The sequence below is a fragment of the Citrobacter sp. UYEF32 genome (assembly GCF_040546205.1).
Lineage (GTDB): Bacteria > Pseudomonadota > Gammaproteobacteria > Enterobacterales > Enterobacteriaceae > Phytobacter > Phytobacter diazotrophicus.
In genome coordinates, this window is sequence record NZ_JBEPNI010000005.1 from 394,827 (window position 1) to 418,541 (window position 23,715).

A 23,715-nucleotide genomic window follows, 5' to 3' on the forward strand; every position below is an offset into this window, starting at 1 on the left:
TGCGGCGGTGAACCGCCTTATCCTGGCTACGCGATCGCGCCACTCGCGAAATGTGTGCGGTGTGGTTGCGTATCCCTGAGTAGCCCCGGTAAGCGAAGCGCCACCGGGGATCCTCCGTTATGCCTGCAGATAGACCATCTGGGTTTGCAGATATTCTTCCAACCCATGACGACCATCCGCGCCGCCAATCCCCGACTTACGCCAGCCGGCATGGAAGCCCTGCATCGCTTCAAAATTCTCACGGTTAATGTAGGTTTCGCCGAACTTAAGCCCTTTAATGGCTTTCATCGCGGTATTCAGGTTTTGCGTATAGACAGAGGACGTCAGGCCGTAATCGCTGTCATTGGCCATGGCCAGCGCCTCTTCCAGCGTATCGAATGCCACAACCGGCAGCACCGGACCAAATGTCTCTTCATGCATAATGGACATCTCCTGACGCACATCCAGCAGCAGCGTTGGCGGGTAGAAATAGCCTTTACCTTCTACCGCTTTACCGCCCAGCACCACACGCGCCCCTTCCGACACCGCGCGGGCGACTTTGGATTCTACGCGCTCAAGGGCGGCGGCGTTAATTAACGGCCCCATTGCGATGTCATTGCGCTGGCCCGGATCACCAAATTGCACCGCTTTCATCGCCTCGCCCAGGCGATTAACAAAACGGTCGTAAATGCCTTTCTGCACATAAACACGTTCGGCGCAGTTACAGACCTGTCCGGTGTTGATCACGCGGGAATCGACAATGGCTTTCACCGCTAATTCCAGATCGGCATCGTCAAGAACGATAGCCGGGGCTTTGCCGCCCAGTTCGAGGCAGACTTTGGTGATATTTTTCGCCGCCGCGGCCATAATTTTTTCACCCGCGACCACGCTGCCCGTCATGCTGACCATCGCCACTTTTGGGTTGCCCGCCAGCTCCTGGCCCACGGTTTCACCCCGGCCCAGCACCAGGTTAAAGACCCCTTTGGGTAATCCCACTTCATGCACTATCTGCGCAAAAGCGATGGCGTTATTAGGGGTAAATTCACTCGGTTTGATGACAATGGTGTTGCCGGTAATCAGAGCTGGCGCCAGTTTGCGGGCAATCAGGAAGAACGGGAAGTTCCATGGCAGGATCCCGGTAGTAACGCCCAGCGGACGCTTAAAGACAAAGATATTTTCGCCGGGACGGTCGCTTTGGAGAATTTCACCTTCATAGCGACGCGCCCACTCCGACATATAATCGATATAGTCGGCGGTGAAATTGACTTCCACCTCCGCCAGTTGCTGGATTTTGCCGCCTTCGGCAACAATCAGCGCACTGATTTCGCTCGCTCTGGCACGAATACCCGCGGCAATTTTGCGTAACCACCCGGCACGTTCTATGGCAGGCAATGCTTCCCACGCAGGCTGCGCTTTATCAGCGGCATCAATCGCTTTGCGCGCATCTTCCGCGGTCCCGTCCGGGATACGCGAGAGCAACGCTTCCGTTGCCGGGTTGGTGACATCAATCCAGGCATCGCCCTGCCAGGTAACAAATTGACCATCGATATACATAGGGTGCTGTACGGGTGCTGTCATGACCTGCTCCTGTAATGACATTGTTTTTAACAAGTGAACTCATTGTTAAAAATCTACAAGTGCACGGCCTGTTTCCCAGGGTGGAGAGCGAGTTTTGTGAGTCAACTCATAAAAGAAAAGCATAAACGCAACAATGGAATAACATCAAACCAACATTGATTGACCGTTTGCGCCAGCGTCGACGCAAACGGGCATCGTTTAAACCAGCGAACGCCGGCGCAGCGTTTCGTAAAGCAGCGCATCGGACTGAAGAACCTGCCACGCTTCCTCAACCGCCGGGGGAAAATCAACGTGAACAATAAAATCGCGTCCTGCCGGGCCATAGCCCTGCGCGTCATCTCTTAAGCGCGGCACTTCGCCCAGAATCAGTGATAAATACCGATCAACTGGCCATAGCCCTTCTTTCGGGGATACAAAAGCCAGACCATCAGCGGTATTCATCAACTCAGGGGTAATCCCTGAGTAACTCAGCCAGTGGGGGGCACTGGCGCAGCCCTGGCTTGCCCGGGTAAATGTCGCCATCGTTCTGCGCTGCAGCGCGGGATCTTGCACAATCAATACGGTTTTGACGTTCATGCCGTGCGACAACATCATATCTATCGAGAACCGGGCATTTTCGCCACAATTCGTCGACTGTTTTTCGACAAAAATCGTTTTGCGCTTAATCTTCCAGAATTTCTCTGCGATATCCGCAATGATTTCCGCCTCTTTGCGCCCCGTGGTAGGGATTAAATTGTAGGCAGAGTGCCGGGAAACCGCGGCGTAAAGGAATGGCGTGGAGTGCCCAATGCCGCCGCTAATGATCAGCGGAATATGCTGAGCCGAAGCTATAGCACAGGCGGCATCAATCACTGGAATCACCGAATGGCCAGGAATGATGACCGCATCGGCACGCACGGGGGTCGGCTTGCTAACAAAATCATTTTGCGCCAGCCACTGACCCAGCGTATTGGCAGCCGCAAGCGTCTGTTCAGCCAGGCGGGGAAAATTCATCATGGAAAGAGCCCTCCATTTTTAAGCCTCAGTACAGCTTAGTGAAGCGTAACTACAGCGTAAAGCACCCTACGATCCCGTCCATTATGCCGACCCTTCCCTGGGCATTGTTATCTTTAAGCGCTTTCCAACAAAACCTGAGCTTTCTAATACACTTGAAATATTCACGCCGTGAACGATAAACTCGTTAGATATCTAACTAATCATCAGAAAACGATATGGATAACCGCGACCTCACTTTCTCTCACCTGCTCTATCTCACGGCCCATCACTGGCGCCTGGCGGTTGACCGTCGCCTGCGAGGGTTGGGCATGAGCCAGGCCAGTTGGGTTGCGGTCGCCGCTATCGCGCGCAATGAAACCCCGCTGTCGCAGAGTGAACTCGCACAGGAGTTGGGCATTGAGAACGCCACGCTGGTGCCGCTGATTAATCGCCTGGTGGAACAGCAACTGGTAGAGCGCGTACTGACCGATCAGGACAAGCGCAAACGCCTGCTGGTCGCAACAGAGCAAGGCATGGCGCTTTACCATCAGGTAAAGACCGTGGCAGATAGCCTGCGCGAAGAAATTTTATCGGTCATCAGCCCTGAGGAGCAGGCACAAACCCGCCGGGTGCTGGAAAAACTGCTCACTGAGGTTGAGAAGAAGTAATGCGCCTGCCGAAAAGCGATCCGTATGCGCCACGAGAATGGGCGCCCCACGAAAAGCCGATGCTGCTGGGATCACCCTCGACCCCGTTTCACAGCACGCCGAAACGCATCGCCTATGGCATCGTCGGCCTGCTGGTCTGTATGACCGGGGCGCTGGGTAATGCCATGGTCACCGCTAATCTGCAAAACCTGCAAGGTACCTTTGCCGCCTGGTCGACGGAAATTGCCTGGCTGCCCGCCGTCTACGTAATGACGAATGTGTCTATTAACCTGCTGCTGGTCAAGTTCCGCCAGCAGTTTGGGCTGCGCGCCTTTACCGAAGGATTTTTGGTACTGTACGTGCTGGTGACCTTCTTTCACCTCTTCGTTAACGATCTCAGTTCAGCCTTACTGGTGCGCGCGGCCCACGGCATGGTCGCTGCCGCGCTCAGTTCGCTTGGGATCTATTATCAAATTCAGGCCTGGCCTGCCCGTCATCGACTGAAAGCCCTGACGATCGGCATAACCGGTTCGTCGCTGGCCATTCCCATCGCGAGGCTGTTTTCCACCGAACTCCTGCAACTTGATGAATGGCGTGGCCTGTACTTTTTCGAACTGGGTCTGGCGCTGATCTCCCTCGCCTGCGTGATGATGCTCAAGCTTCCGCCGGGCGATCGCAAGAAAGTCTTTGAAAAGAAGGATTTTATTACCTTCTTTTTGCTGGCACCCGGTATGGCGCTGATTTGCGCCGTACTGTCGCTGGGTCGTCTCGACTGGTGGTTTGAAGCGCCGTGGATTGGCTGGTCACTGGCGCTGGCTGTGGTGTTGATTGTGAGCGCTATTGTGTTCGAGCATAACCGCAGCAACCCGCTCTTAAATACGCGCTGGCTCTCCAGCGGCAGCATTGTGCGGCTTGGTTTAATCATGCTGTTAATCCGTATCGTGCTGGCAGAGCAAAACACCGGTGTATTTGGCTGGTTGCAGTATGTCGGTTTGCAGAACGAACAGATGACCAACCTTGCGTGGTCTATTCTTGCCGGGATTATCTGCGGCATTATCGCCAGTTGTCTGACGATCAAGCCCCAACGCCTCTCCTGGCCCATCGTTACCTCGCTGGTATTGATGATCATTGCCTCGCTGATGGACAGCCAGTCAACCAGCCTGACGCGCCCGGATCAACTGATGATAAGCCAGTTTTTGCTCGGTTTTGGCAGCGCCTTCTTCCTCGCGCCCGCCATGCTGGCCGGGATCGGCGGCGTGGTAGCCGATCCGCGTAATCTGGTTAGCTTTTCGGTACTGTTTGGGATGAGCCAGAATATTGGCGGCCTACTAGGTTCGGCCATTCTGGGGACATTCCAGACCTGGCGTGAGAAATACCACTCCAGCCTGCTTGCCGACCAGCTCACCACGCTTAACCCACTGGTCAACGAACGGCTGCAACTCTACAGCCAGATGTACCAGAGCATGATCGGTGACAGTACGTTACTGAGCGTACAGGCCGCCACCCAACTGCAAAACGTCTCGACGCTGGAAGCGAATATTCTCGCTTATAACGATACTTATCTGTTAACCGCCTCCGTCGCGGCAGCCACCCTGGTGTGGATATTCTGGCGACTGCTACGCCTGCGTATCACCGCGCGTATCGTATTAAGACAGGCAACCGGAACCAAAAAATAAGAGTGTTAACTTTACTGGAGTATCTATGAGCCAGCAGGATGCCGCCAAAGAGCGGGCAAATACCCGCAGTAACCTGCGTGTTGTATCAATTTTCGCCGCTGCCGCTATTGGCATTGTTGGCGTACTGGTGATTCTTTATGCCTGGCAGTTGCCCCCTTTTACCCGGCAAACCCAGTTTACCGATAACGCCTACGTGCGCGGTCTGACGACCTTCATCAGCCCGCAGGTTAACGGCTATATTACGCAGGTGAATGTTCAGGATTTTGCCAGGGTGAAAAAAGGCGACCTGCTGATGCAGATTGACGATCGTATTTATCGTCAGCGCGTCCATCAGGCACAGGCGCAACTGGCAATGAAAATCGCCGCGCTGAATAACAATATTCAGCAACGGAAAAGTGCCGAGGCGGTGATTCAGCGTAACGAGGCAGCGCTGGCCAGTGCGAAAGCGCAGAATATCCAGTCGCAGGCGAACCTTAAACGCGTAAAAGCCCTGAGTGAAGACGGTTCGCTCTCTGTTCGTGAGCGCGACGCGGCTCTCGCCAGCGCGGCGCAGGGCAATGCCAGTATTGCGCAGGCACAGGCCACCCTTGACGTCTCCCGTCAGGATCTGCAAACCACTATCGTTAATCGCGGTTCCCTGGAAGCGGATGTGGAAAATGCCAAAGCGGCGCTAGAACTGGCAGATATCGACCTGCAAAACACCCGCATTGTCGCCCCGCGCGACGGCCAGCTTGGACAAATTAGCGTCAGACTGGGGGCATATGTCACCGCCGGTACGCACCTGACGTCGCTGGTCCCCGCCCAACACTGGGTTATCGCCAATCTTAAAGAGACGCAACTGGCGAATGTTCATCCTGGTCAGCCGGTACGATTCACCGTCGATGCGCTCGACGGTAAAGCGTTTGAAGGCCGTGTGGAGAGTATCTCTCCGGCGACTGGAGTGGAATTTAGCGCCATCTCACCGGACAACGCCACGGGCAACTTTGTGAAAATCGCCCAGCGTATCCCGGTGCGCATTGAAGTGAATGGCAAAGAAGAAGACGTCGCCCGCCTGCGCCCCGGCATGTCGGTACAGGTCCATATTGATACCCGGGAGGCGAAGCAATGACTGTGCGTCCTCTCGTGGCACTCACCTGCCTGCTGCTGACGGCGTGTCAGTCCGTTGACGTAAAACCGGCGAAACCCACGTTACAGATCCCGGCGGCCTGGCGGAGTGCCGTTGGTCCGTCGAGCCCGGTCGAAAAGGTCTGGTGGCGCAATTTTCACGATAATGCGCTCAACGGTTATGTAGACCAGGCGCTACGCTATAACAGTGACGTGCTGATTGCCCGTGAGCGGGTCAATGAGTACCAGGCACGGGTTTACGGCACAGAGGGCAGTCTTTTTCCTTCGCTCAGTGCCGGTGTGAGCGGCACGCGCGCCCGGAGCCAGTCTGCGGCTACCGGCCTGCCTATCTACAGCACCTTGTATAAAGGCACGCTCACGGCCAGTTACGATGTGGATATCTGGGGCGTTCATCGCACTACCAGCGATGCCGCACAAGCCTCGCTGGCGGCACAAAAAGCCGCAGCCGCAGCGGCTGATTTAACCGTCGCCGCCTCGGTTGCCTCCGGCTATGTCAATCTGCTTTCGCTTGATAATCAATTACGGGTAACAGAATCGACCTTAAAAGCCCGGGAAGAAGCGTTCAGGCTGGCGCAGCGTCAGTATGAAACGGGATACAGCTCACGGTTGGAACTGATGCAGTCAGATTCTGAGATGCGCGCGACGCGGGCACAAATTCCCGGTTTACGCCACCAAATCGCCCAGCAGGAAAATGCGCTTAGTCTGCTCATTGGCGCCAACCCTGGTAGCATCGCCCGGCAAAATGAGCTCGATCAACTCACGCCGCTGAGCATCCCGTCAAACCTACCATCGTCACTGCTTAATCGTCGCCCGGATATTGCCCAGGCGGAGCAACAGTTGATCGCCGCCGATGCCACGCTGGCTTCCGCGCGCGCCAGTTTGCTGCCATCCATCAATCTCACCGCCACGGGCAGCATTCAGGACAGAACCCTCCCCGGCTTGTTGGATAACCCGCTCCAGCTATGGAGTGTTGGCGGCAGTATTCTGGCTCCGTTGCTTAATCGTCAGGCGCTGAATGCGCAGGTAGACGTGACAGCGTCACAACGAAACCAGGCGCTGTATAGCTATGAAAAGACGGTAAGAAATGCCTTTAAAGAGGTCAACGACAGTCTGGATGCGATAACGCATTTGCAGGAACAACTGGCGGAATTGCAGGCGCAGACGCTGGTCGCGCAGGAGGCATTACGCATTGCGCAAAACCGCTATCGCAATGGTTACTCGTCCTATATTGATGAGCTTGATGCCCAACGCACGCTCTTCTCCGCGCAGCTCAGCGTCGTTCAGGCCAAAAGTAACCTGTTACTGGCACAAATCGATTTATATCGCGCACTCGGCGGTGGATGGTCCACGCCCGCAGTGCGCGATTAACCAGGGAGTTATGTTATGCAGAAACAGTGGTCCAATGTTGATAACTATCTGATTGAAAAACTCATCCCAAAAGATGACATCCTTGAGCAGGTGTTGGTGAATAACCAGCAGGCAGGGCTTCCCGCCTTTGATGTGGCGGCCAACCAGGGTCAGTTACTGGCCCTTTTTGTGCGCATGACGGGGGCTAAACGTATCCTTGAGATAGGGACTCTCGGTGGCTACAGCACCATCTGGATGGCGCGCGAATTACCAACCGACGGGGAATTGTTGACGCTGGAAGCCGACGCGCATCACGCCAGTATTGCCCGGCAGAATTTGCAACTGGCAGGAGTGGCTGAGCGAGTAAAACTTATTGAAGGCCCTGCACTCAATTCCCTTGAACAACTGGGCGAACATCCGCCGTTTGATCTGATTTTCATTGATGCCGACAAACCGAGCAACCCGGATTACCTGCGCTGGGCGCTGCGCTATTCCCGCCCCGGTACGTTAATCATTGGTGATAATGTGGTTCGCGACGGTGAAGTGACCAACCCACAGAGTGATGACGCAAGGGTTCAGGGCGTCAGAACCTTTATTGAGATGCTGGGCGAAGACCCACGGCTGACCGCGACCGCGATACAGACCGTAGGCGTTAAAGGGTGGGATGGATTTACCCTGGCGTGGGTGAATGCGTAAGCGTTAGTTCCCGGAGGGCATCGTGCGGCCTGATGCCCTCACCCAGGCCCTCTCCCTCAGTGAGAGGGGACCATTAGTGCTCGCATTTTTTGTGGGGATCCCTCTCCCACAGGAGAGGGAGAAAATCTGCGCCGCATTCGGGATGCAAGAAAAAACTACGCGCTCACCTGCTCCATCGCCTGCAACACGCGCTTATCGGAAACCGGATACGGTGTGCCGAGTTGCTGCGCAAAATAACTGACGCGAAGCTCTTCAATCATCCAGCGAACCGCTTTGACCTCTTCATCTTCACGACGCGCTGGCGGTAGCTTGTTCAGCCACTGCTGCCACGCCTGCTGAACCTGCTCGACTTTCAGCATTTGTGCCCGGTCGCGGTGCGGATCAACCGCCAGCTTCTCCAGACGCTTCTCAATGGCCTGCAGATAGCGCAGCGTATCACCCAGACGGCGGAAACCATTGCCAGTAACAAAACCACGGTAGACCAGCCCGCTCATTTGCGCCTTAATATCCGACAACCCCAGCGCCATGGTCATATCCACACGCCCTTTCAGACGCTTGTTAATATTGAACACCGCCGTGAGGATCTGCTCGACCTGTTTGGCTATCTCAACCACCGTTTCATTCAAGTCAGCACGGACTTTCTCATGCAGCGCCGTAAAGCCCTCTTCCGTCCAGACTGGCCCCCCCGCCTCGTCAATCAACTTATCAACGCCGCAGGAGATACAATCATCAATCAGATCCAGCACTTTGCCATACGGGTTAAAGTACAGCCCGAGCTTGGCTTTGTTCGGCAACTTCTCATGTAAATATTTGATGGGCGAAGGAATATTCAACAACAGCAGACGGCGTAAGCCGCTCCACATAGCCTGTTGCTGATCAAGCGGATTATCAAACAGCTTGATGGCTACGCTGTCGCGCTCATCCACCAGCGCGGGCCAGGCCTTCACCTTATAGTTGCCGCGTTTCTGCTCGTAACTTTCCGGAAGCTGGCCGAAGCTCCAGATATGCAGCCCACTTTGTTCGATACCGTCGTCTGCCACCGCAGACAGAGTCTCCTGCACTTTTCCTTTCAGCGACGCTTTCAGTGCACTTAATGACGGCCCTTCTGACAGTTTCTTGTTCTTCTCATCTACCACCCTGAAGGTGATTTTCAGATGCTCGGGAACCTGATCCCAGTGCCAGTCATCGCGATCAATCGTGTGCCCCGTCATACGCCGAAGCTCACGCTCCAGCGCATCTAATAGCGGCAGTTCAAGCGGCGTTACGCGGCCTAAAAACGCTTCCGCATAGTTTGGCGCTGGCACAAAGTTGCGTCGTACCGGTTTGGGTAACGATTTAATCAGGGCAATGACCAGCTCACGACGCAGCCCCGGTATTTGCCATTCAAAGCCGCTTTCTTCAACCTGATTGAGCAACGGCAGCGGAATATGCACCGTCACGCCGTCGGCATCCGCACCCGGTTCAAACTGATAGGTAAGACGCAGTTTCAGGTTGCCCTGATGCCAGAAGTTCGGGTAGTCCAGCTTGCTGACCTTCTCCGCCCCTTCTTTGATCAGCATACTCTTTTCAAAGTTGAGCAGATCCGGGGTTTCACGGCTCGCCTTCTTCCACCAGCTATCAAAGTGGCGGGCAGAAATCACATCATGGCTGATGCGCTGGTCATAGAACTCAAACAGCGTATCGTCATCGACCAGAATGTCGCGGCGACGGGATTTATGTTCAAGCTCTTCGATTTCGGCGCGCAGTTTGAGGTTGTCGCGGAAAAACGCATGGCGCGTCTGCCAGTCGCCTTCCACCAGCGCGTGGCGAATGAACAACTCGCGGCACAGGGCCGGATCAATCTGGCTGTAGTTCACGCTACGGGCAGCCACGATCGGCAAACCGTAAACCGTCACCTTCTCCGTCGCCATCACCGCGCCCTGCGAACGTTCCCAGTGCGGTTCACTGTAAGAACGCTTGATCAGATGCTGGGCGACAGGCTCTACCCATTCTGGATCGATGCGCGCCGCGATGCGCCCCCACAGGCGGCTGGTTTCCACCAGTTCAGCCACAATGGCCCATTTTGGCGGCTTTTTGAATAAACCGGAACCAGGGAAAATAGAGAAACGCGCATTGCGGGCACCAGTGAACTCCTGTTTATCGGCATCTTTCATCCCGATATGCGACAGTAGCCCGGTCAGCAATGCGATATGGATTTCGCGGTACTCTGCCGGTTCACTGTTCACCGGGATCCCCAACTCTTTCACCACCTGGCGCAGTTGGGTATAGATATCCTGCCACTCGCGCACGCGCAGGTAGTTGAGGTAGTCCAGCTTGCACTGGCGGCGGAACTGATTTGACGAGAGGGCTTTCTGTTGCTCGCCAAGGTAGTTCCACAGATTCGCGAACGCAAGGAAATCAGACTCTTTATCGTGGAAGCGGCGGTGCTTTTCATCGGACGCCTGCTGCTTGTCCATCGGACGTTCACGCGGATCCTGAATAGACAACGCCGAGGTGATGATCATCGCCTCGCGTACACAGCCGTGTTTTTGCGCTTCCAACACCATGCGAGCCAGACGCGGGTCTACCGGCAACTGACTGAGTTGACGCCCCATCGGGGTTAACTTGTAAGCAGTGGCCTGTTCGTCAGTGGTGATAGCACCGAGCTCTTCCAGCAGACGCACACCATCCTGAATATTGCGTTTATCCGGCGCTTCAACAAAAGGAAACGCGGCAATATCGCCCAGCCCCAGCGCGGTCATTTGCAGAATAACGGACGCCAGATTAGTACGCAGGATTTCCGGGTCGGTAAATTCCGGACGGGAGAGGAAATCGTCCTCTGAATAGAGACGAATACAGATCCCTTCGGAAACACGCCCGCAGCGCCCTTTACGCTGGTTAGCAGAAGCCTGGGAAACCGGCTCAATCGGCAGGCGTTGTACTTTGGTACGGTAACTGTAGCGGCTGATACGCGCAGTACCGGGGTCAATCACATATTTAATGCCCGGCACCGTCAGCGACGTTTCCGCAACGTTAGTCGCCAGTACAATGCGTCGCCCGCTGTGTGACTGGAAAACGCGGTTCTGCTCACTGTTAGAGAGCCGCGCGTAGAGTGGCAACACTTCCGTATGACGCAGATCGCGCTTGTTCAGCGCATCGGCGGTATCGCGGATTTCACGCTCACCGCTCATAAAAATCAGGATATCGCCCGGCGCTTCCTGGCTTAGTTCATCCACTGCATCGAAAATGGCCTGTAGCTGATCGCGCTCGGTATCGTCCGCTTCTTCAACAATAGGCCGGTAGCGCACTTCCACTGGATAAGTACGACCGGATACCTCAATGATCGGCGCATTATTAAAGTGGCGCGAGAAACGTTCCGGATCGATGGTCGCCGACGTAATGATAATTTTCAGATCCGGACGCCGGGGTAGCAGCTCTTTCAGGTAGCCGAGCAGGAAATCAATGTTCAGACTGCGTTCGTGCGCTTCATCGATAATAATGGTGTCGTACTGCATCAACAGGCGATCCTGCTGGATTTCTGCCAGCAGGATGCCGTCAGTCATCAACTTCACCAGGGTGTTGTCGCTGACATGATCGCTAAAACGGACTTTATAGCCGATACAAGCGCCCGGCTCGGTTTGTAGCTCTTCGGCAATGCGGTTTGCGACGGTGCGTGCCGCCAGGCGGCGCGGCTGGGTATGACCAATCAGCCCTTTCACCCCACGCCCCAGTTCCATACAAATTTTTGGTAACTGGGTGGTTTTCCCGGAGCCGGTTTCGCCCGCAACGATCACGACCTGATTGTCACGTACAGCCTCAAGGATCGCCTGTTTCTTCTGACTTACCGGCAGGTTATCGGGATAGGTAATGGCGGGACGTGAGGCTTCACGCAGCATAACCTTCCCTGCGGCTTCGTTCATCTCCTGAGCCATCGCCTGAAAAATGCCCTGCTGTGCTTCAGGATTTTTAACTTTCTTTGCCCCCTGCAGGCGGCGGGCAAAACGCAACCGATCGCGTAGCATCAGCGAGTCTAACTGCTGATGAAGATCGGATAAGGTCAATTTCTTTTGTTCTGTCATAGTGTTATCGGTCAGCGCACTGACGGGAAAAATCTCTTTGGCTTAATACTTGTAGGATACCACATCGTAATAAATCATTTCTTGTTCAAGAAATTTGAATAGAGAATTCGATATATTGCGCTATTCATGCAGCAATTTTGTGAATAGAGTGTCATTCAGTAACGGGGCACGCGCCCCCATATCAAATAACAAGGATACACCCATGAGCAAAGTATTAGTTCTTAAATCCAGTATTCTGGCAGGGTACTCTCAGTCTGGTCAGTTGGCTGACTATTTCGTTGATCAGTGGAAAGCAAAACACGCCGCTGATGAGATCACCGTTCGCGATCTGGCGGCAAACCCTATTCCGGTACTGGATGGCGAACTGGTTGGCGCGCTGCGTCCTTCCGACGCCCCGCTGACACCGCGTCAGCAGGAAGCGCTGGCCCTTTCTGACGAACTGATTGCTGAACTGCAAGCGCATGATGTGATCGTCATTAATGCCCCGATGTACAACTTCAACATCCCGACACAGCTAAAAAACTATTTTGACCTGGTGGCTCGTGCTGGCGTCACCTTCCGTTATACCGAGAAAGGCCCGGAAGGTCTTGTAACCGGTAAACGCGTTGTTGTTGTTTCCAGCCGCGGCGGTATTCACAAAGATACCCCAAGCGATCTGGTTGCACCGTACCTGAAACTGTTCCTGGGCTTTATCGGTATTACCGACGTGAACTTCGTGTTTGCAGAAGGTATTGCTTACGGTCCGGAAGTTGCCACCAAAGCGCAGACCGACGCAAAAGCGGCGATCGACAGCCTGGTCGCAGCCTAAGTGTTATTACCCTCCTGCGCTCGCAGGAGGGTTCTGTTTCTCCAGCAATGTCTCCACTTCCTTATCCGCTTTAATATTGATGTCGTGCTCGATCTTCACATTCATATTGATGGTGATCGGCTCTTTCGGCGCAGCCACTTCAATCCTCGGCGTACAGGCAGCCAGCATCATCGTCATCATTATCACTGGCAGGGTTTTCATTGTTTATCCTCACACTCTTTTCCGTTGGCACAGGGGACCGCAGGCAGCTTTGCCTTTTGTTTTAGCAGCGACTGAAGATTGTCGCCGAAGCGCAAACTGCGCCACAACGCAAAGACATTCTCTTCGTGGGTATAGTTCAGGTTCACTGTATTACTTTTCCCTTCCACAAAACTGGTGCCTTTAATGGCCGCCTTCATTTTTAGCACGCCCTGACGGTCCAAATTGAGCGTCGTCCAGGAGCGTGAAATCTCCATATAGCGCAGCCAGTTGATAGCCGCACCGGCTGCTATGTTGTCTTTCACCAGCGCGTCTGCCGTGTCTTTATCCACGCGCAAAGTCATGGGGCCGGGGTTATGCAGCCAGCCGTCTTTGATAATCCATGTGCCGTTGTTATCGAGCCATAACGGTAGCGCGCCGTCAAAAGGACCGGACATCGCAAACTGTTTAGGGTTAATGGCGCTGATTAACTCGCTTGATGAGATATTGCGCAAGCGGAGCAGAGCCGGATCGTGTTGCGGTAAACGTAACTGACTCATCGTGACCTTGCCGCCCAGTACATCAATACTGACGTTACTCAACTGTAAGGGATTTTCTTCACTCCAGGGATAACTGCCCTGTAAATCGGCGGCAATATTGCGTGCCGTCACCTGATTCACCACTTCGCCAATACGCAACGAAACCGGCCTGCGTGTACCCAGTTGCCAGTTACCTTCGCGGTAACGGAAAGGTAGAACAAAATCGACACCGGAAAGTTGGTTATCCGGCATCCAGGCGCTGCCGCCACGCAACACTCCGTGCCCACCCGCCTCAAAACCCTGCCCGGCGGCGGCAGAAAAGGCCACCTGGGCATACAAAGAACCGTCCAATAAATTCATCTTCCAGTCTGGCGGTACCAACGGCTGGAACACCGTCAGCGACTGGCGCGGCCACCAGGCTTGTCCGCGCAGGCGCTCACCATCCCAGCGCCCGTTTACCCGTACCGGGCCAATTTTTTCAGCGCGTAAATCGCCTTTGAACTGGAAGATGGTGGGTTCGCTCCCTTCTACGCTAAACGTTAACGTTGAAGGTGGCAGCACGCTCCCACCAGTGAAGGTAGTCTTTCCGGCATCCAGGGTTAACGCGCCACTAAAAAAGGGGTGATCCTCATCGCGCAACCAACGCACAGGCTCATTCAATACCAGACGTGGCGAGCTTACATGCATCGTGCCGTACTGCAACTGGTCGAAACCGGTAGATAAATCGCTGAGCAAAATGGTTTTATCACGCCATTCGCCGCGCCCGTTGACATCCCAGCGGGCGTTCATTGGGGTAAAGTTACCCGTCCCCCAGTAACGCCATTGCCACAAACCATCATCTGGTAGAAAATCACGCGCCTGGCCGTCAAGATGTAAAACAAAATCCCCCATCGCATTTTCATGGGCACGCAAAATGGCCTGCAAGCGCCCGTCCACGCCCTTCTGGGTAACTTTGACGCCCGCCAGTGGCCAGCGAATATCATCAATATTGAGCGCGTCGATCACGCGTCCGCTTGAGCGCAACAGCGCGCCGGGCGTAAATGCCAGTGTCGGGTCGCTAAGCCCGCCCGTAAGATGCGCAGGCAGCACGGCGTAGAAGATCATCTCTCCCTGTTTAGCTTCACCCGTCAGTTGCAGTGGCATATCGCTGTTCACCATATTGAGACGCCCCGGCCCTATGGTGAGTACCGCATTCCCTTTTCCGGCATCGCCCTGCGTCAGAACGTTCAGACGACCGCTGATTTCTGCTTTTTGCAACCCCTCCTGCCAGCCATCGATACGTAATCCGACGCGTCCGCTTAGGGGGAACCCCTGATAAGGCCAGTTCCAGCGGCCATCGCTGATGGTTAACCGTTCACGTGTCGCCTGCCAGGGCAGATCCAAAATAGGTTCCGGATTGTCGCGTGCGGTAATAATGAGTTGCCCTTCATTATTGCGCCACTCCAGATCGGCATCGACCAGCGACGGTTCCGTTGGCAGCGTGAGCGTGGTCTGGGCATGACCATTAACCGGTATGCCGTTCGGTACATTTGGCAGGACAAACTCGCCGCCCAGCGTGACAGGCGGTTCGCCCTCGATCAGACGTAACTGCATTTGTGTCAGGGTGAGCATCTGCCCGCGCAGCCTGGCCTTAAAGGAGACCTGGTCGCCGTCATAGTGGAGATCCTGATTCTCTTTGGATAACGCCAGCGAGATTTTTCCTTGCCACTCTTGCCAGGGCGAGACGGTGAAACGGTCAATGTTAACCCACGTTTTCGGCAACATGGATTGCCATTCGGCCAGCGTTGTCGGCGCACCAGGCGACGGTTCTGTCTCGGGAAGTTTCGCTAAACAGGTGGTGTTGATGTCCAGCGACCCTATATCCAGTTTCCAGCGGCTCGGGTGCGTCAGTTGCGCATTTTTGACCAGCGCCACAGGACAATCTTCAATCAGGTAATGCAGGTCCGGGATTTGCAGCGAGTGACGGGTAAAACGTGGGCTTTCTTCGAAGACTATACGTGTGCCTGCGGGCAGCCAGATGCCTGCAAGCGTCGGCACCCAATACGCGAGCGTCAGCAGCAGCGTCAACGGCAGCAGAATAAACAGTAGTAGCAATGCGATTGCGGCTTTGTATTTACCCTTCATGGGCAGTTAATATCCTGATTTTGCGTATAATTAAGCCGATTCTGGCCATTATTGTGGCATGTTTAGCCTGACAGGTGAAGTCGCTGCCCCTTTTAAGCGTAGATGTTTTAAACTGTTTTATATGTCTCTGTTTATCAATTATTTTTTAGTATTTACACAATTATTTTAACCATGTTAATGTGGTGACAAACCTAATGGAGAAAGTCTTATGAAACTCGCGGTATACAGCACAAAGCAATACGATAAAAAGTATTTGCAGCACGTAAACGAGCAGTTCGGCTACGAGATTGAATTTTTTGACTTTCTACTCACAGAGAAAACGGCAAAAACGGCTAATGGCTGCGAAGGCGTCTGTATTTTCGTTAACGATGACGGCAGTCGCCCGGTTCTGGAAGAGCTGAAAAAGCATGGCGTTAAATTCATCGCACTGCGTTGTGCCGGCTTCAACAATGTCGATCTGGATGCGGCAAAAGAGCTGGGACTCCACGTGGTACGTGTCCCGGCATATTCCCCGGAAGCCGTGGCAGAACACGCTATCGGGATGATGATGGCATTGAACCGTCGTATTCACCGCGCGTATCAGCGTACCCGCGACGCCAACTTCTCACTCGAAGGGCTGACGGGCTTTACCATGTATGGTAAAACGGCGGGGGTTATTGGTACCGGGAAAATTGGCGTTGCCGCGCTGCGGATCCTGAAAGGTTTTGGCATGCGACTGCTGGCGTTTGATCCGTACCCGAGCGCTGCCGCACTCGAGTTAGGCGTAGAATATGTCGACCTTACGACGCTTTTTTCCGAGTCCGATGTTATCTCCCTGCACTGCCCGCTGACGCCGGAAAACTATCACCTGCTTAACCACGCGGCCTTCGATCAAATGAAGGATGGCGTCATGATCGTTAACACCAGTCGTGGCGGTCTGATTGATTCGCAGGCAGCGATTGAAGCGCTGAAAAACCAGAAAATCGGTTCGCTTGGGATGGATGTGTACGAGAACGAACGCGATCTCTTCTTTGAAGACAAATCTAATGACGTCATTCAGGACGACATTTTCCGTCGACTGTCAGCCTGCCATAACGTGCTCTTTACCGGCCATCAGGCATTTTTGACGGCAGAAGCGCTGATCAGCATTTCAGAAACCACACTGAATAATCTGCGCCAGCTTGAGAACGGCGAAACCTGCCCGAACGCACTGGTGTAAACACTGCGGTTCCCTTCATCCGAAGGGAACCCTTTAAGACAATTCCTGCCAACACTCAATTACCGCAGTCTGTTACTATCCTGCCGTTACGTTGATTTTCTTTGAGGACCCAATGAAAAGGATCATTACCCTGTTAGCCTTTGGCGTGCTGCTATCCGGCTGTGTAAGCCATGGTGTGAGCAAGAATTCAGTAAACGAAACGCAGCTTGCACAGCATCGCTTCGTGCTCAATACGGTCAACGGACAAGCTGTCGAGAAAGGCGAGCATCCGGCAGACATCCATTTTGACAATAAAATGGTTGTCTCTGGCAGTATGTGCAATCGCTTTACGGGTCAGGGGAAATTGTCCGAAGGCACGCTGACGGTGAAAAAGATGGCCATGACGCGCATGATGTGTGCTGATGCCCAGCGCAACGCACTGGACAACATCATCGGTAAAATGCTCAGTGAAGGTGCCCAGGTCGATCTGACCGATGGTCAGCTTACGCTGACAACTGCCGATCAAACGTTAATTTATACCCAGGCCGATCAGGCTCAGTAAGCGCCACAACTTCCGGCGGCAAGCGACTGTTCGCTACAACGTTTGCCGTTAGGGAGTGCGCACATCCCGATTGCAGATCCATCCAGTTGGCGTGCGACAGACAATGACCCACCGACCATTGCGCAATTCGCCTCACCGCTGCTGGACATTGACGCACGTAACCCCGGCGCCACATGTGCGGCCGTTGCCTGCTGAACGGGTTCACTGCTGCATGCAGAGAGTAATAAAACAGCACACCCTACCCAAAACGCTGAACGCATTTCTCATCCCCCAATGATTTAGCAAAACCTAAGCATCATAGGCAGCACAGTCCGTTACGTCGAGACCGAAACTGCACCTTTATGCGCTCTGGAAACATTTTGATGCTATTTTTTTGCGCAAACGCAAAATAGCACATCGCAATAGAGTAATTGACGTTATGCCTGAAACGGATTTAGAGATAAGACGCAGTCAAAATTGATGTATAACGAGATAATCGTGCGCCATTGTGCAGGCTGGAAATAAAAAAACCTGTCAGATGGACAGGCTTCGAAGACGTTTACTCGCACACCTTTTTAGCGTTGTGCCTTACGGAAGAACTGCTCCATCGATTCCCGGACATGTTCATCCGGATTTTCGGCAAGATCACCCTCTCCTGAGGAATGTCGGACAATATTATTATGCCCTTGCAGAAGAACCGGAGGCTGTTCTGTGTAAGCTGCCGCCGAGCCCAATGATAAAATCAGTAAAAACCACGCCGTTCTTAACGTCTTACCCATCATCAATGACCCTGTAAGTTGATAACTTGCAGCGGCTATATTGCGGGAGCAAAAGTAAAAAGCTGTATGCGATGTTTAAACGTATCCAGGAAGCTGTGAGCAACTGCATTGGCAGAAAAGACATTGCGCGCCAAAAGGCCCCTGCGGATCCCCTGATAAAAGGCAGATTGCGTATACAAAAAAGGCCCGCCAGAGCGGGCCTAAGACAGGCAAACTATTAACAGAAATTATCCGGCGTGATGCTCAATCACTTTTTGACTGTTCTCAATGGCAATTTTCCTGGGTTTTTCATGTTCAGGAATATCCTGGTAGATATTCACCTCTAAAAGGCCGCTTTCCAGTTTCGCATTGCTGACCTTAGCATGCTCTGGCAGCGAGAAACTTAACCGAAAATCAGAACGGCGTATGCCTCTGTAAATCCACCCTTGTTCATCCTGAGAGTCATTTACCGCACGTTTACCAGAGATATGCAGCGTGCCGCCTACGGTTTCGATTTCCAGCTCGTCTTCTTTCCAGCCTGGAACGCTTACGTTTAGAAGGTAGTTATTTTCGTCGACTTTTTTGAGGTCATAGGCCGGTAACGCCGAAACAGGCGAATCCCCGGTTAACTGACTAAAAAGTTTGTCGATACGGTTGAATCGGTCAGCAAAGACAGAATCAGAAAAGCCCGGAAGTGCTGACAAGGTTCTGAGTGCCATAAATTAACCTCCTGAATGTTGGATTCAAAAGTTCAAGTTAAAGGCAAGCGTGGCTTGTCCGCTGATAAAAATAAGCGCCGAAAACGGTTTTTCAAGCCCTGAAGAATAATTTTTTTCTGCGGCCCGTTACAGACGTTCGCCTACCCTCCTCGCAAAACGAATTAGTGCTACTCAAGGGAAAATGGCGATCACAAAATTGCGCTATTTTCCGGGAGTGGACATGACGCGACATGCTCAACAGGTTACGACCAGCGCCCGAACGACGGAATGCAATATATTCCTCAGGCTTATAACTTTCGCTAAAGCCCATGAGATCAAAAACCTTTGCTTCCTGGCTGTCTATACTGACTGAAAGCATGATGAGGGGCGGCTGCAGGTATGAAAGAAAAACGGACTATGAGCCATAACCCTGAAAGCGAAGCGAACATACACCAGAACGAACGTGATAAATCTATTTAATAAAAAAATGCTTGTAACTGCCCTGCTGGTGCACCAGAGAGTCGCGATGCAAGCATAAAGCCGCTTTAAAACTGACATTTAAGCAATGAGAGTTTCCATATGATCACTATTGACGGTAATGGCGCGGTCGCTTCGGTGGCGTTCCGTACCAGTGAAGTTATCGCCATCTATCCTATTACCCCCAGTTCAACCATGGCTGAGCAGGCAGATGCCTGGGCCGGGAATGGGCTAAATAACGTTTGGGGTGATACGCCACGCGTTGTGGAGATGCAATCCGAAGCCGGGGCCATTGCTGCGGTACACGGTGCATTGCAAACGGGCGCGCTTTCTACCTCCTTTACCTCGTCGCAGGGTCTGTTACTGATGATCCCGACGCTGTATAAACTCGCCGGTCAGCTCACGCCGTTCGTGTTGCACGTGGCGGCCCGTACGGTTGCTACCCATGCGCTCTCTATATTCGGCGATCATTCCGATGTGATGGCTGTCCGTCAGACTGGCTGCGCGATGCTCTGTGCGGGGAGTGTGCAGGAGGCGCAGGACTTTGCGCTGATTTCGCATATCGCGACGCTCAAAAGCCGTGTGCCGTTTATTCATTTCTTTGATGGCTTTCGTACCTCGCACGAAATTAACAAGATTGTACCGCTCTCTGACGATACGATCCGCACCCTGATGCCACAGGACGAGATTGATGCCCACCGTTCCCGTGCGCTCAATCCTGAACACCCCGTCATTCGCGGTACCTCCGCCAACCCGGATACCTATTTCCAGTCACGTGAAGCGACTAACCCCTGGTACAACGCCGTCTATGACCACGTTGAGCAGGCTATGGATGCGTTTGCCGCCGCCACCGGACGCCAGTACAAGCCGTTTGAGTATTACGGTCATCCTCAGGCTGAGCGCGTCATTATCCTGATGGGTTCGGCAATTGGTACCTGTGAAGAAGTCGTCGACGAACTGCTCACCCGCGGTGAGAAAGTCGGTGTACTGAAAGTGCGCCTGTTCCGTCCGTTCAGCGCGCAGCATCTGCTTGCCGTCTTGCCGGAATCGGCAAAAACTATAGCTGTACTCGATCGCACAAAAGAGCCAGGGGCGCTGGCTGAACCTCTCTATCTGGACGTGATGACCGCGCTCGCAGAAGCCTTTAATGGCGGTGAACGCGAAACCCTGCCCCGGGTTATCGGTGGACGCTACGGATTATCATCCAAAGAGTTTGGCCCGGATTGCGTTCTGGCCGTCTTCAATGAACTGCGCGCCAGCAAACCTAAACCGCGTTTTACCGTCGGCATTTATGATGACGTGACAAACCTGTCGCTGCCATTGCCGGAAAACACGTTGCCATCAAAATCCCGGCTGGAAGCCCTGTTTTATGGACTTGGCAGTGACGGGAGTGTTTCAGCCACCAAGAACAACATCAAGATTATTGGTAATTCAACGCCGTGGTATGCACAGGGGTATTTTGTTTACGACTCCAAAAAAGCGGGCGGCCTGACAGTTTCGCACCTGCGCGTCAGTGAGCACCCGATTCGCTCAGCCTATCTGGTCTCGCAGGCGGATTTCGTTGGCTGCCATCAATTGCAGTTTATTGATAAATATCAGATGGCGGAGCGCCTGAAACCTGGCGGCATTTTCCTGCTCAACACCCCGTACAGTGCCGACGAAGTGTGGGATCGACTGCCGCAGGAAGTTCAGGCCGTGCTGAACCAGAAGCAAGCCCATTTCTACGTCATTAACGCTGCGAAAATCGCCCGCGAATGTGGCCTGGCCGCACGAATCAACACGGTAATGCAGATGGCCTTCTTCCATCTGACCCGCATCCTGCCAGGCGACAGTGCGCTGGCGGAGTTGCAAGGGGCCATTGCCAAAAGCTACAGCAACAAAGGCCAGGAACTGGTTGAGCGCAACTGGCAGGCTCTGGCAATGGCGCGCGAATCGCTGTTCGAGGTTCCGCTACAACAGGTCAATCCGACCAGCGCGCCCCGCCCACCCGTAGTTTCCGATGCCGCTCCCGATTTCGTTAAAACCGTTACGGCCGCCATGCTGGCAGGCCTGGGTGACGCCCTGCCCGTCTCTGCGCTGCCGCCAGACGGTACATGGCCGATGGGCACCACTCGCTGGGAGAAACGCAACATCGCCGAAGAGATCCCTGTCTGGAAAGAGGAACTCTGTACGCAATGTAACCACTGCGTTGCGGCCTGCCCACATTCAGCCATTCGCGCCAAAGTGGTTTCACCCGAAGCGATGGAACAGGCTCCGGCAAGTCTGCATTCACTGGATGTGAAATCCCGTGATATGCGTGGACAGAAGTACGTGCTGCAGGTGGCGCCAGAGGATTGCACCGGGTGTAACCTGTGCGTGGAAGTCTGCCCGGCCAAAGATCGTCAGAACCCGGAAATCAAAGCCATCAATATGATGTCGCGTCTGGAGCACGTTGAAGAAGAGAAAGTGAATTTCGACTACTTCCTCAATCTGCCGGAAATTGACCGCAGCAAACTGGAACGTATCGATATTCGCACCTCGCAGCTTATCAGCCCGCTGTTTGAATACTCCGGCGCCTGTTCCGGCTGCGGCGAAACGCCGTACATCAAACTGTTAACCCAACTGTATGGCGATCGCATGCTGATAGCTAACGCCACCGGGTGTTCGTCGATTTATGGCGGTAACTTACCGTCCACACCGTATACCACTGATGCGGCAGGACGTGGCCCGGCATGGGCGAACTCCCTGTTTGAGGATAACGCCGAGTTTGGTCTGGGCTTCCGCCTGACGGTCGATCAGCACCGCAAACGCGTGATGCGCCTGCTGGAACAGTTCGCCGCGCATATTCCAGGCGAACTCAACGATGCGCTGCATGCCGATGCGACACCGGAAGAGCGTCGTGAACAGGTTGCCTCGCTGCGTCAGGCACTGGCCGGTGTCGAGGAAGCCAAAGAGCTGTTAACCGATGCTGATGCGCTGGTCGAGAAATCGATCTGGCTGATTGGCGGCGACGGCTGGGCCTATGACATTGGTTTCGGCGGACTTGATCATGTGCTCAGCCTCACCGAGAACGTCAATATCCTGGTGCTCGATACGCAATGTTATTCCAACACCGGCGGTCAGGCATCCAAAGCCACGCCGCTTGGTGCGGTCACCAAGTTTGGTGAACATGGCAAGCGTAAGGCACGTAAGGATCTTGGTGTCAGTATGATGATGTACGGCCATGTTTATGTCGCGCAGATTTCACTTGGCGCGCAGCTCAACCAGACGGTAAAAGCGATTCAGGAAGCGGAAACCTACCCTGGACCGTCGTTGATCATTGCTTATAGTCCCTGTGAGGAGCATGGCTATGATCTGGCGTTAAGCCATGATCAGATGCGTCAACTTACGGCAACCGGCTTCTGGCCACTGTATCGCTTCGACCCGCGCCGTGCGGATGAAGGCAAATTGCCGCTGGCGCTCGATTCCCGTCCACCGTCTGATGCGCTGGCCGAAACGCTGCTCAACGAGCAACGCTTTAGGCGGCTTAACGCCCAGCAACCGGAAGTGGCAGAACAGCTCTGGAAAGATGCCGCCGCCGATCTGCAAAAACGCTATGACTTCCTCGCCCAAATGGCAGGAAAATCGGAAAAAAGCTCGACGGAATAACAAGATAAGTTGAACAAAAAGCCTGCATGTTTGCAGGCTTTTTATTTCTTTGCGTCTTGCAACAGACGGCGCATCTGGTGGATGATAAACCTTCCCCGCGCCGAGTTGTAAAGGACACCCAGCATGCGACACCATCCCGTAAAATCCTCCCGTATTGCATCCATTGGCTATGATGAATGCACAAACACGCTGGAAGTCCGTTTTCACGATAAAAGCACCTGGCAGTACCACGGCGTGCCGGAAAGAATTTTCACAGTATTTCTGACGGTTGTATCGAAAGGCCGCTATTACGATGGCGTAGTGAAAGGCAAATTTCCGGAAAAGAAAGTGGCCTGAAAGACAGGCAAAACCTCACAATACGCGTAAAAAAGTGGCGCATTGTCTGAAAATCCTGCCAAACAGACGCCGCTGATATAAAACTGTCAAATAAGTGCGCCATACTCATGTTCAGACCTGAACATTGGTCTGACGACTCCTTAGCCATTGAGAACGATTGAATGAAATTAAGCAGAACTCGCCGCACGATGCAGATTCACTGGAGCCTGCAGCGTCAACGCGAAAACCAATGGAAGAAGTTCAGCCTTGTGCTGACTAACCGCAGATCCTGAATACCTGTCTTTGTCCGCCGTTATGTTCCCTCAACGTAACGGCAATGCCCTTTCCTCTTACCGCTGAACGCCTCAATAAGTACTCACAACGGTCATTCTG

The 23,715-nt window shown here is 53.7% G+C and carries 18 protein-coding genes; 10 read left to right on the plus strand and 8 right to left on the minus strand.

Features of this window, described 5'->3' with window-relative positions:
• Positions 1 to 117: 117 nt before the first annotated feature.
• The gene (gene aldA / locus ABIB59_RS16430) at positions 118 to 1,557 is read right to left on the minus strand and encodes an aldehyde dehydrogenase (protein ID WP_039076983.1); all 1,440 of its coding nucleotides are present in this window, start codon (positions 1,555 to 1,557) and stop codon (positions 118 to 120) included.
• Positions 1,558 to 1,755: 198 nt separating this feature from the next.
• The gene (locus tag ABIB59_RS16435; RefSeq protein WP_317085646.1) at positions 1,756 to 2,553 is read right to left on the minus strand and encodes a YdcF family protein; all 798 of its coding nucleotides are present in this window, start codon (positions 2,551 to 2,553) and stop codon (positions 1,756 to 1,758) included.
• Positions 2,554 to 2,768: 215 nt separating this feature from the next.
• Here ABIB59_RS16435 and ABIB59_RS16440 point away from each other — a divergent pair, with 215 nt between their 5' ends.
• Genes ABIB59_RS16440 through ABIB59_RS16460 form a run of 5 tightly spaced genes read left to right on the plus strand, consistent with a single transcriptional unit; the run spans position 2,769 to position 8,023 of the window.
• Complete coding sequence (locus ABIB59_RS16440) at positions 2,769 to 3,200, plus strand: MarR family winged helix-turn-helix transcriptional regulator (protein ID WP_039076981.1); 432 nt, start codon at positions 2,769 to 2,771, stop codon at positions 3,198 to 3,200.
• A complete protein-coding gene (locus ABIB59_RS16445; protein ID WP_039076980.1) occupies positions 3,200 to 4,855 on the plus strand; it encodes an MFS transporter in 1,656 nt (551 codons plus the stop codon). Before ABIB59_RS16440 ends, ABIB59_RS16445 begins: the two co-directional genes overlap by 1 nt.
• A 25-nt stretch (positions 4,856 to 4,880) precedes the next feature.
• Complete coding sequence (locus ABIB59_RS16450; protein WP_039076979.1) at positions 4,881 to 5,963, plus strand: HlyD family secretion protein; 1,083 nt, start codon at positions 4,881 to 4,883, stop codon at positions 5,961 to 5,963.
• Positions 5,960 to 7,348 (plus strand): efflux transporter outer membrane subunit, encoded by a 1,389-nt coding sequence (locus ABIB59_RS16455; protein ID WP_354036209.1) that lies wholly within the window; start codon positions 5,960 to 5,962, stop codon positions 7,346 to 7,348. Before ABIB59_RS16450 ends, ABIB59_RS16455 begins: the two co-directional genes overlap by 4 nt.
• Positions 7,349 to 7,363: 15 nt before the next feature.
• A complete protein-coding gene (locus ABIB59_RS16460; RefSeq protein WP_039076977.1) occupies positions 7,364 to 8,023 on the plus strand; it encodes an O-methyltransferase in 660 nt (219 codons plus the stop codon).
• Between the two features lie 155 nt (positions 8,024 to 8,178).
• On the opposite strand, the gene hrpA is transcribed toward ABIB59_RS16460, so the two are convergent.
• Complete coding sequence (gene hrpA / locus ABIB59_RS16465; RefSeq protein ID WP_354036211.1) at positions 8,179 to 12,081, minus strand: ATP-dependent RNA helicase HrpA; 3,903 nt, start codon at positions 12,079 to 12,081, stop codon at positions 8,179 to 8,181.
• 202 nt (positions 12,082 to 12,283) lie between these two features.
• Here hrpA and azoR point away from each other — a divergent pair, with 202 nt between their 5' ends.
• Positions 12,284 to 12,889 carry an FMN-dependent NADH-azoreductase gene (azoR, locus tag ABIB59_RS16470; RefSeq protein WP_039076975.1) on the plus strand — a complete coding sequence of 202 codons (606 nt, stop codon included), beginning with the start codon at positions 12,284 to 12,286 and terminating at the stop codon, positions 12,887 to 12,889.
• Positions 12,890 to 12,895: 6 nt separating this feature from the next.
• On the opposite strand, the gene ABIB59_RS16475 is transcribed toward azoR, so the two are convergent.
• Together ABIB59_RS16475 and ABIB59_RS16480 are read right to left on the minus strand one after the other, a co-directional pair.
• On the minus strand, positions 12,896 to 13,090 hold the full coding sequence (locus ABIB59_RS16475) for a YnbE family lipoprotein (RefSeq protein WP_039076974.1): 195 nt from the start codon (positions 13,088 to 13,090) through the stop codon (positions 12,896 to 12,898).
• Positions 13,087 to 15,729, minus strand: coding sequence for a YdbH family protein (locus tag ABIB59_RS16480; protein WP_354036213.1), 2,643 nt, complete (start codon positions 15,727 to 15,729; stop codon positions 13,087 to 13,089). Before ABIB59_RS16480 ends, ABIB59_RS16475 begins: the two co-directional genes overlap by 4 nt.
• A 208-nt stretch (positions 15,730 to 15,937) precedes the next feature.
• On the opposite strand from ABIB59_RS16480, the gene ABIB59_RS16485 reads away from it, so the two are divergent.
• Positions 15,938 to 16,927, plus strand: coding sequence for a 2-hydroxyacid dehydrogenase (locus ABIB59_RS16485; RefSeq protein ID WP_079497506.1), 990 nt, complete (start codon positions 15,938 to 15,940; stop codon positions 16,925 to 16,927).
• Positions 16,928 to 17,039: 112 nt separating this feature from the next.
• Positions 17,040 to 17,468, plus strand: coding sequence for a heat shock protein HslJ (hslJ, locus tag ABIB59_RS16490; protein ID WP_169039306.1), 429 nt, complete (start codon positions 17,040 to 17,042; stop codon positions 17,466 to 17,468).
• Here the strand turns inward: hslJ and ABIB59_RS16495 are convergent.
• From ABIB59_RS16495 to ABIB59_RS16505, 3 genes are all read right to left on the minus strand, one after another.
• On the minus strand, positions 17,462 to 17,728 hold the full coding sequence (locus ABIB59_RS16495) for a putative hemolysin (RefSeq protein WP_072039689.1): 267 nt from the start codon (positions 17,726 to 17,728) through the stop codon (positions 17,462 to 17,464). The two genes, hslJ and ABIB59_RS16495, sit on opposite strands and share 7 nt — an antisense overlap.
• A gap of 294 nt (positions 17,729 to 18,022) precedes the next feature.
• Complete coding sequence (locus ABIB59_RS16500; RefSeq protein WP_039076970.1) at positions 18,023 to 18,229, minus strand: hypothetical protein; 207 nt, start codon at positions 18,227 to 18,229, stop codon at positions 18,023 to 18,025.
• Between the two features lie 224 nt (positions 18,230 to 18,453).
• A complete protein-coding gene (locus ABIB59_RS16505) occupies positions 18,454 to 18,924 on the minus strand; it encodes an Hsp20 family protein (protein ID WP_039076969.1) in 471 nt (156 codons plus the stop codon).
• 558 nt (positions 18,925 to 19,482) lie between these two features.
• Here ABIB59_RS16505 and nifJ point away from each other — a divergent pair.
• Together nifJ and ABIB59_RS16515 are read left to right on the plus strand one after the other, a co-directional pair.
• On the plus strand, positions 19,483 to 23,007 hold the full coding sequence (nifJ, locus tag ABIB59_RS16510; protein ID WP_354036216.1) for a pyruvate:ferredoxin (flavodoxin) oxidoreductase: 3,525 nt from the start codon (positions 19,483 to 19,485) through the stop codon (positions 23,005 to 23,007).
• 123 nt (positions 23,008 to 23,130) lie between these two features.
• Positions 23,131 to 23,343 carry a KTSC domain-containing protein gene (locus ABIB59_RS16515; RefSeq protein ID WP_039076967.1) on the plus strand — a complete coding sequence of 71 codons (213 nt, stop codon included), beginning with the start codon at positions 23,131 to 23,133 and terminating at the stop codon, positions 23,341 to 23,343.
• The last annotated feature ends 372 nt before the right edge of the window (positions 23,344 to 23,715 follow it).

Bases quoted from the DNA above. Each gene is read 5' to 3' on its own strand.
- aldA (WP_039076983.1), bottom strand. From the start codon at position 1,557: ATGACAGCACCCGTACAGCACCCTATGTATATCGATGGTCAATTTGTT.
- ABIB59_RS16435 (WP_317085646.1), bottom strand. From the start codon at position 2,553: ATGATGAATTTTCCCCGCCTGGCTGAACAGACGCTTGCGGCTGCCAAT.
- ABIB59_RS16440 (WP_039076981.1), top strand. From the start codon at position 2,769: ATGGATAACCGCGACCTCACTTTCTCTCACCTGCTCTATCTCACGGCC.
- ABIB59_RS16445 (WP_039076980.1), top strand. From the start codon at position 3,200: ATGCGCCTGCCGAAAAGCGATCCGTATGCGCCACGAGAATGGGCGCCC.
- ABIB59_RS16450 (WP_039076979.1), top strand. From the start codon at position 4,881: ATGAGCCAGCAGGATGCCGCCAAAGAGCGGGCAAATACCCGCAGTAAC.
- ABIB59_RS16455 (WP_354036209.1), top strand. From the start codon at position 5,960: ATGACTGTGCGTCCTCTCGTGGCACTCACCTGCCTGCTGCTGACGGCG.
- ABIB59_RS16460 (WP_039076977.1), top strand. From the start codon at position 7,364: ATGCAGAAACAGTGGTCCAATGTTGATAACTATCTGATTGAAAAACTC.
- hrpA (WP_354036211.1), bottom strand. From the start codon at position 12,081: ATGACAGAACAAAAGAAATTGACCTTATCCGATCTTCATCAGCAGTTA.
- azoR (WP_039076975.1), top strand. From the start codon at position 12,284: ATGAGCAAAGTATTAGTTCTTAAATCCAGTATTCTGGCAGGGTACTCT.
- ABIB59_RS16475 (WP_039076974.1), bottom strand. From the start codon at position 13,090: ATGAAAACCCTGCCAGTGATAATGATGACGATGATGCTGGCTGCCTGT.
- ABIB59_RS16480 (WP_354036213.1), bottom strand. From the start codon at position 15,729: ATGAAGGGTAAATACAAAGCCGCAATCGCATTGCTACTACTGTTTATT.
- ABIB59_RS16485 (WP_079497506.1), top strand. From the start codon at position 15,938: ATGAAACTCGCGGTATACAGCACAAAGCAATACGATAAAAAGTATTTG.
- hslJ (WP_169039306.1), top strand. From the start codon at position 17,040: ATGAAAAGGATCATTACCCTGTTAGCCTTTGGCGTGCTGCTATCCGGC.
- ABIB59_RS16495 (WP_072039689.1), bottom strand. From the start codon at position 17,728: ATGCGTTCAGCGTTTTGGGTAGGGTGTGCTGTTTTATTACTCTCTGCA.
- ABIB59_RS16500 (WP_039076970.1), bottom strand. From the start codon at position 18,229: ATGATGGGTAAGACGTTAAGAACGGCGTGGTTTTTACTGATTTTATCA.
- ABIB59_RS16505 (WP_039076969.1), bottom strand. From the start codon at position 18,924: ATGGCACTCAGAACCTTGTCAGCACTTCCGGGCTTTTCTGATTCTGTC.
- nifJ (WP_354036216.1), top strand. From the start codon at position 19,483: ATGATCACTATTGACGGTAATGGCGCGGTCGCTTCGGTGGCGTTCCGT.
- ABIB59_RS16515 (WP_039076967.1), top strand. From the start codon at position 23,131: ATGCGACACCATCCCGTAAAATCCTCCCGTATTGCATCCATTGGCTAT.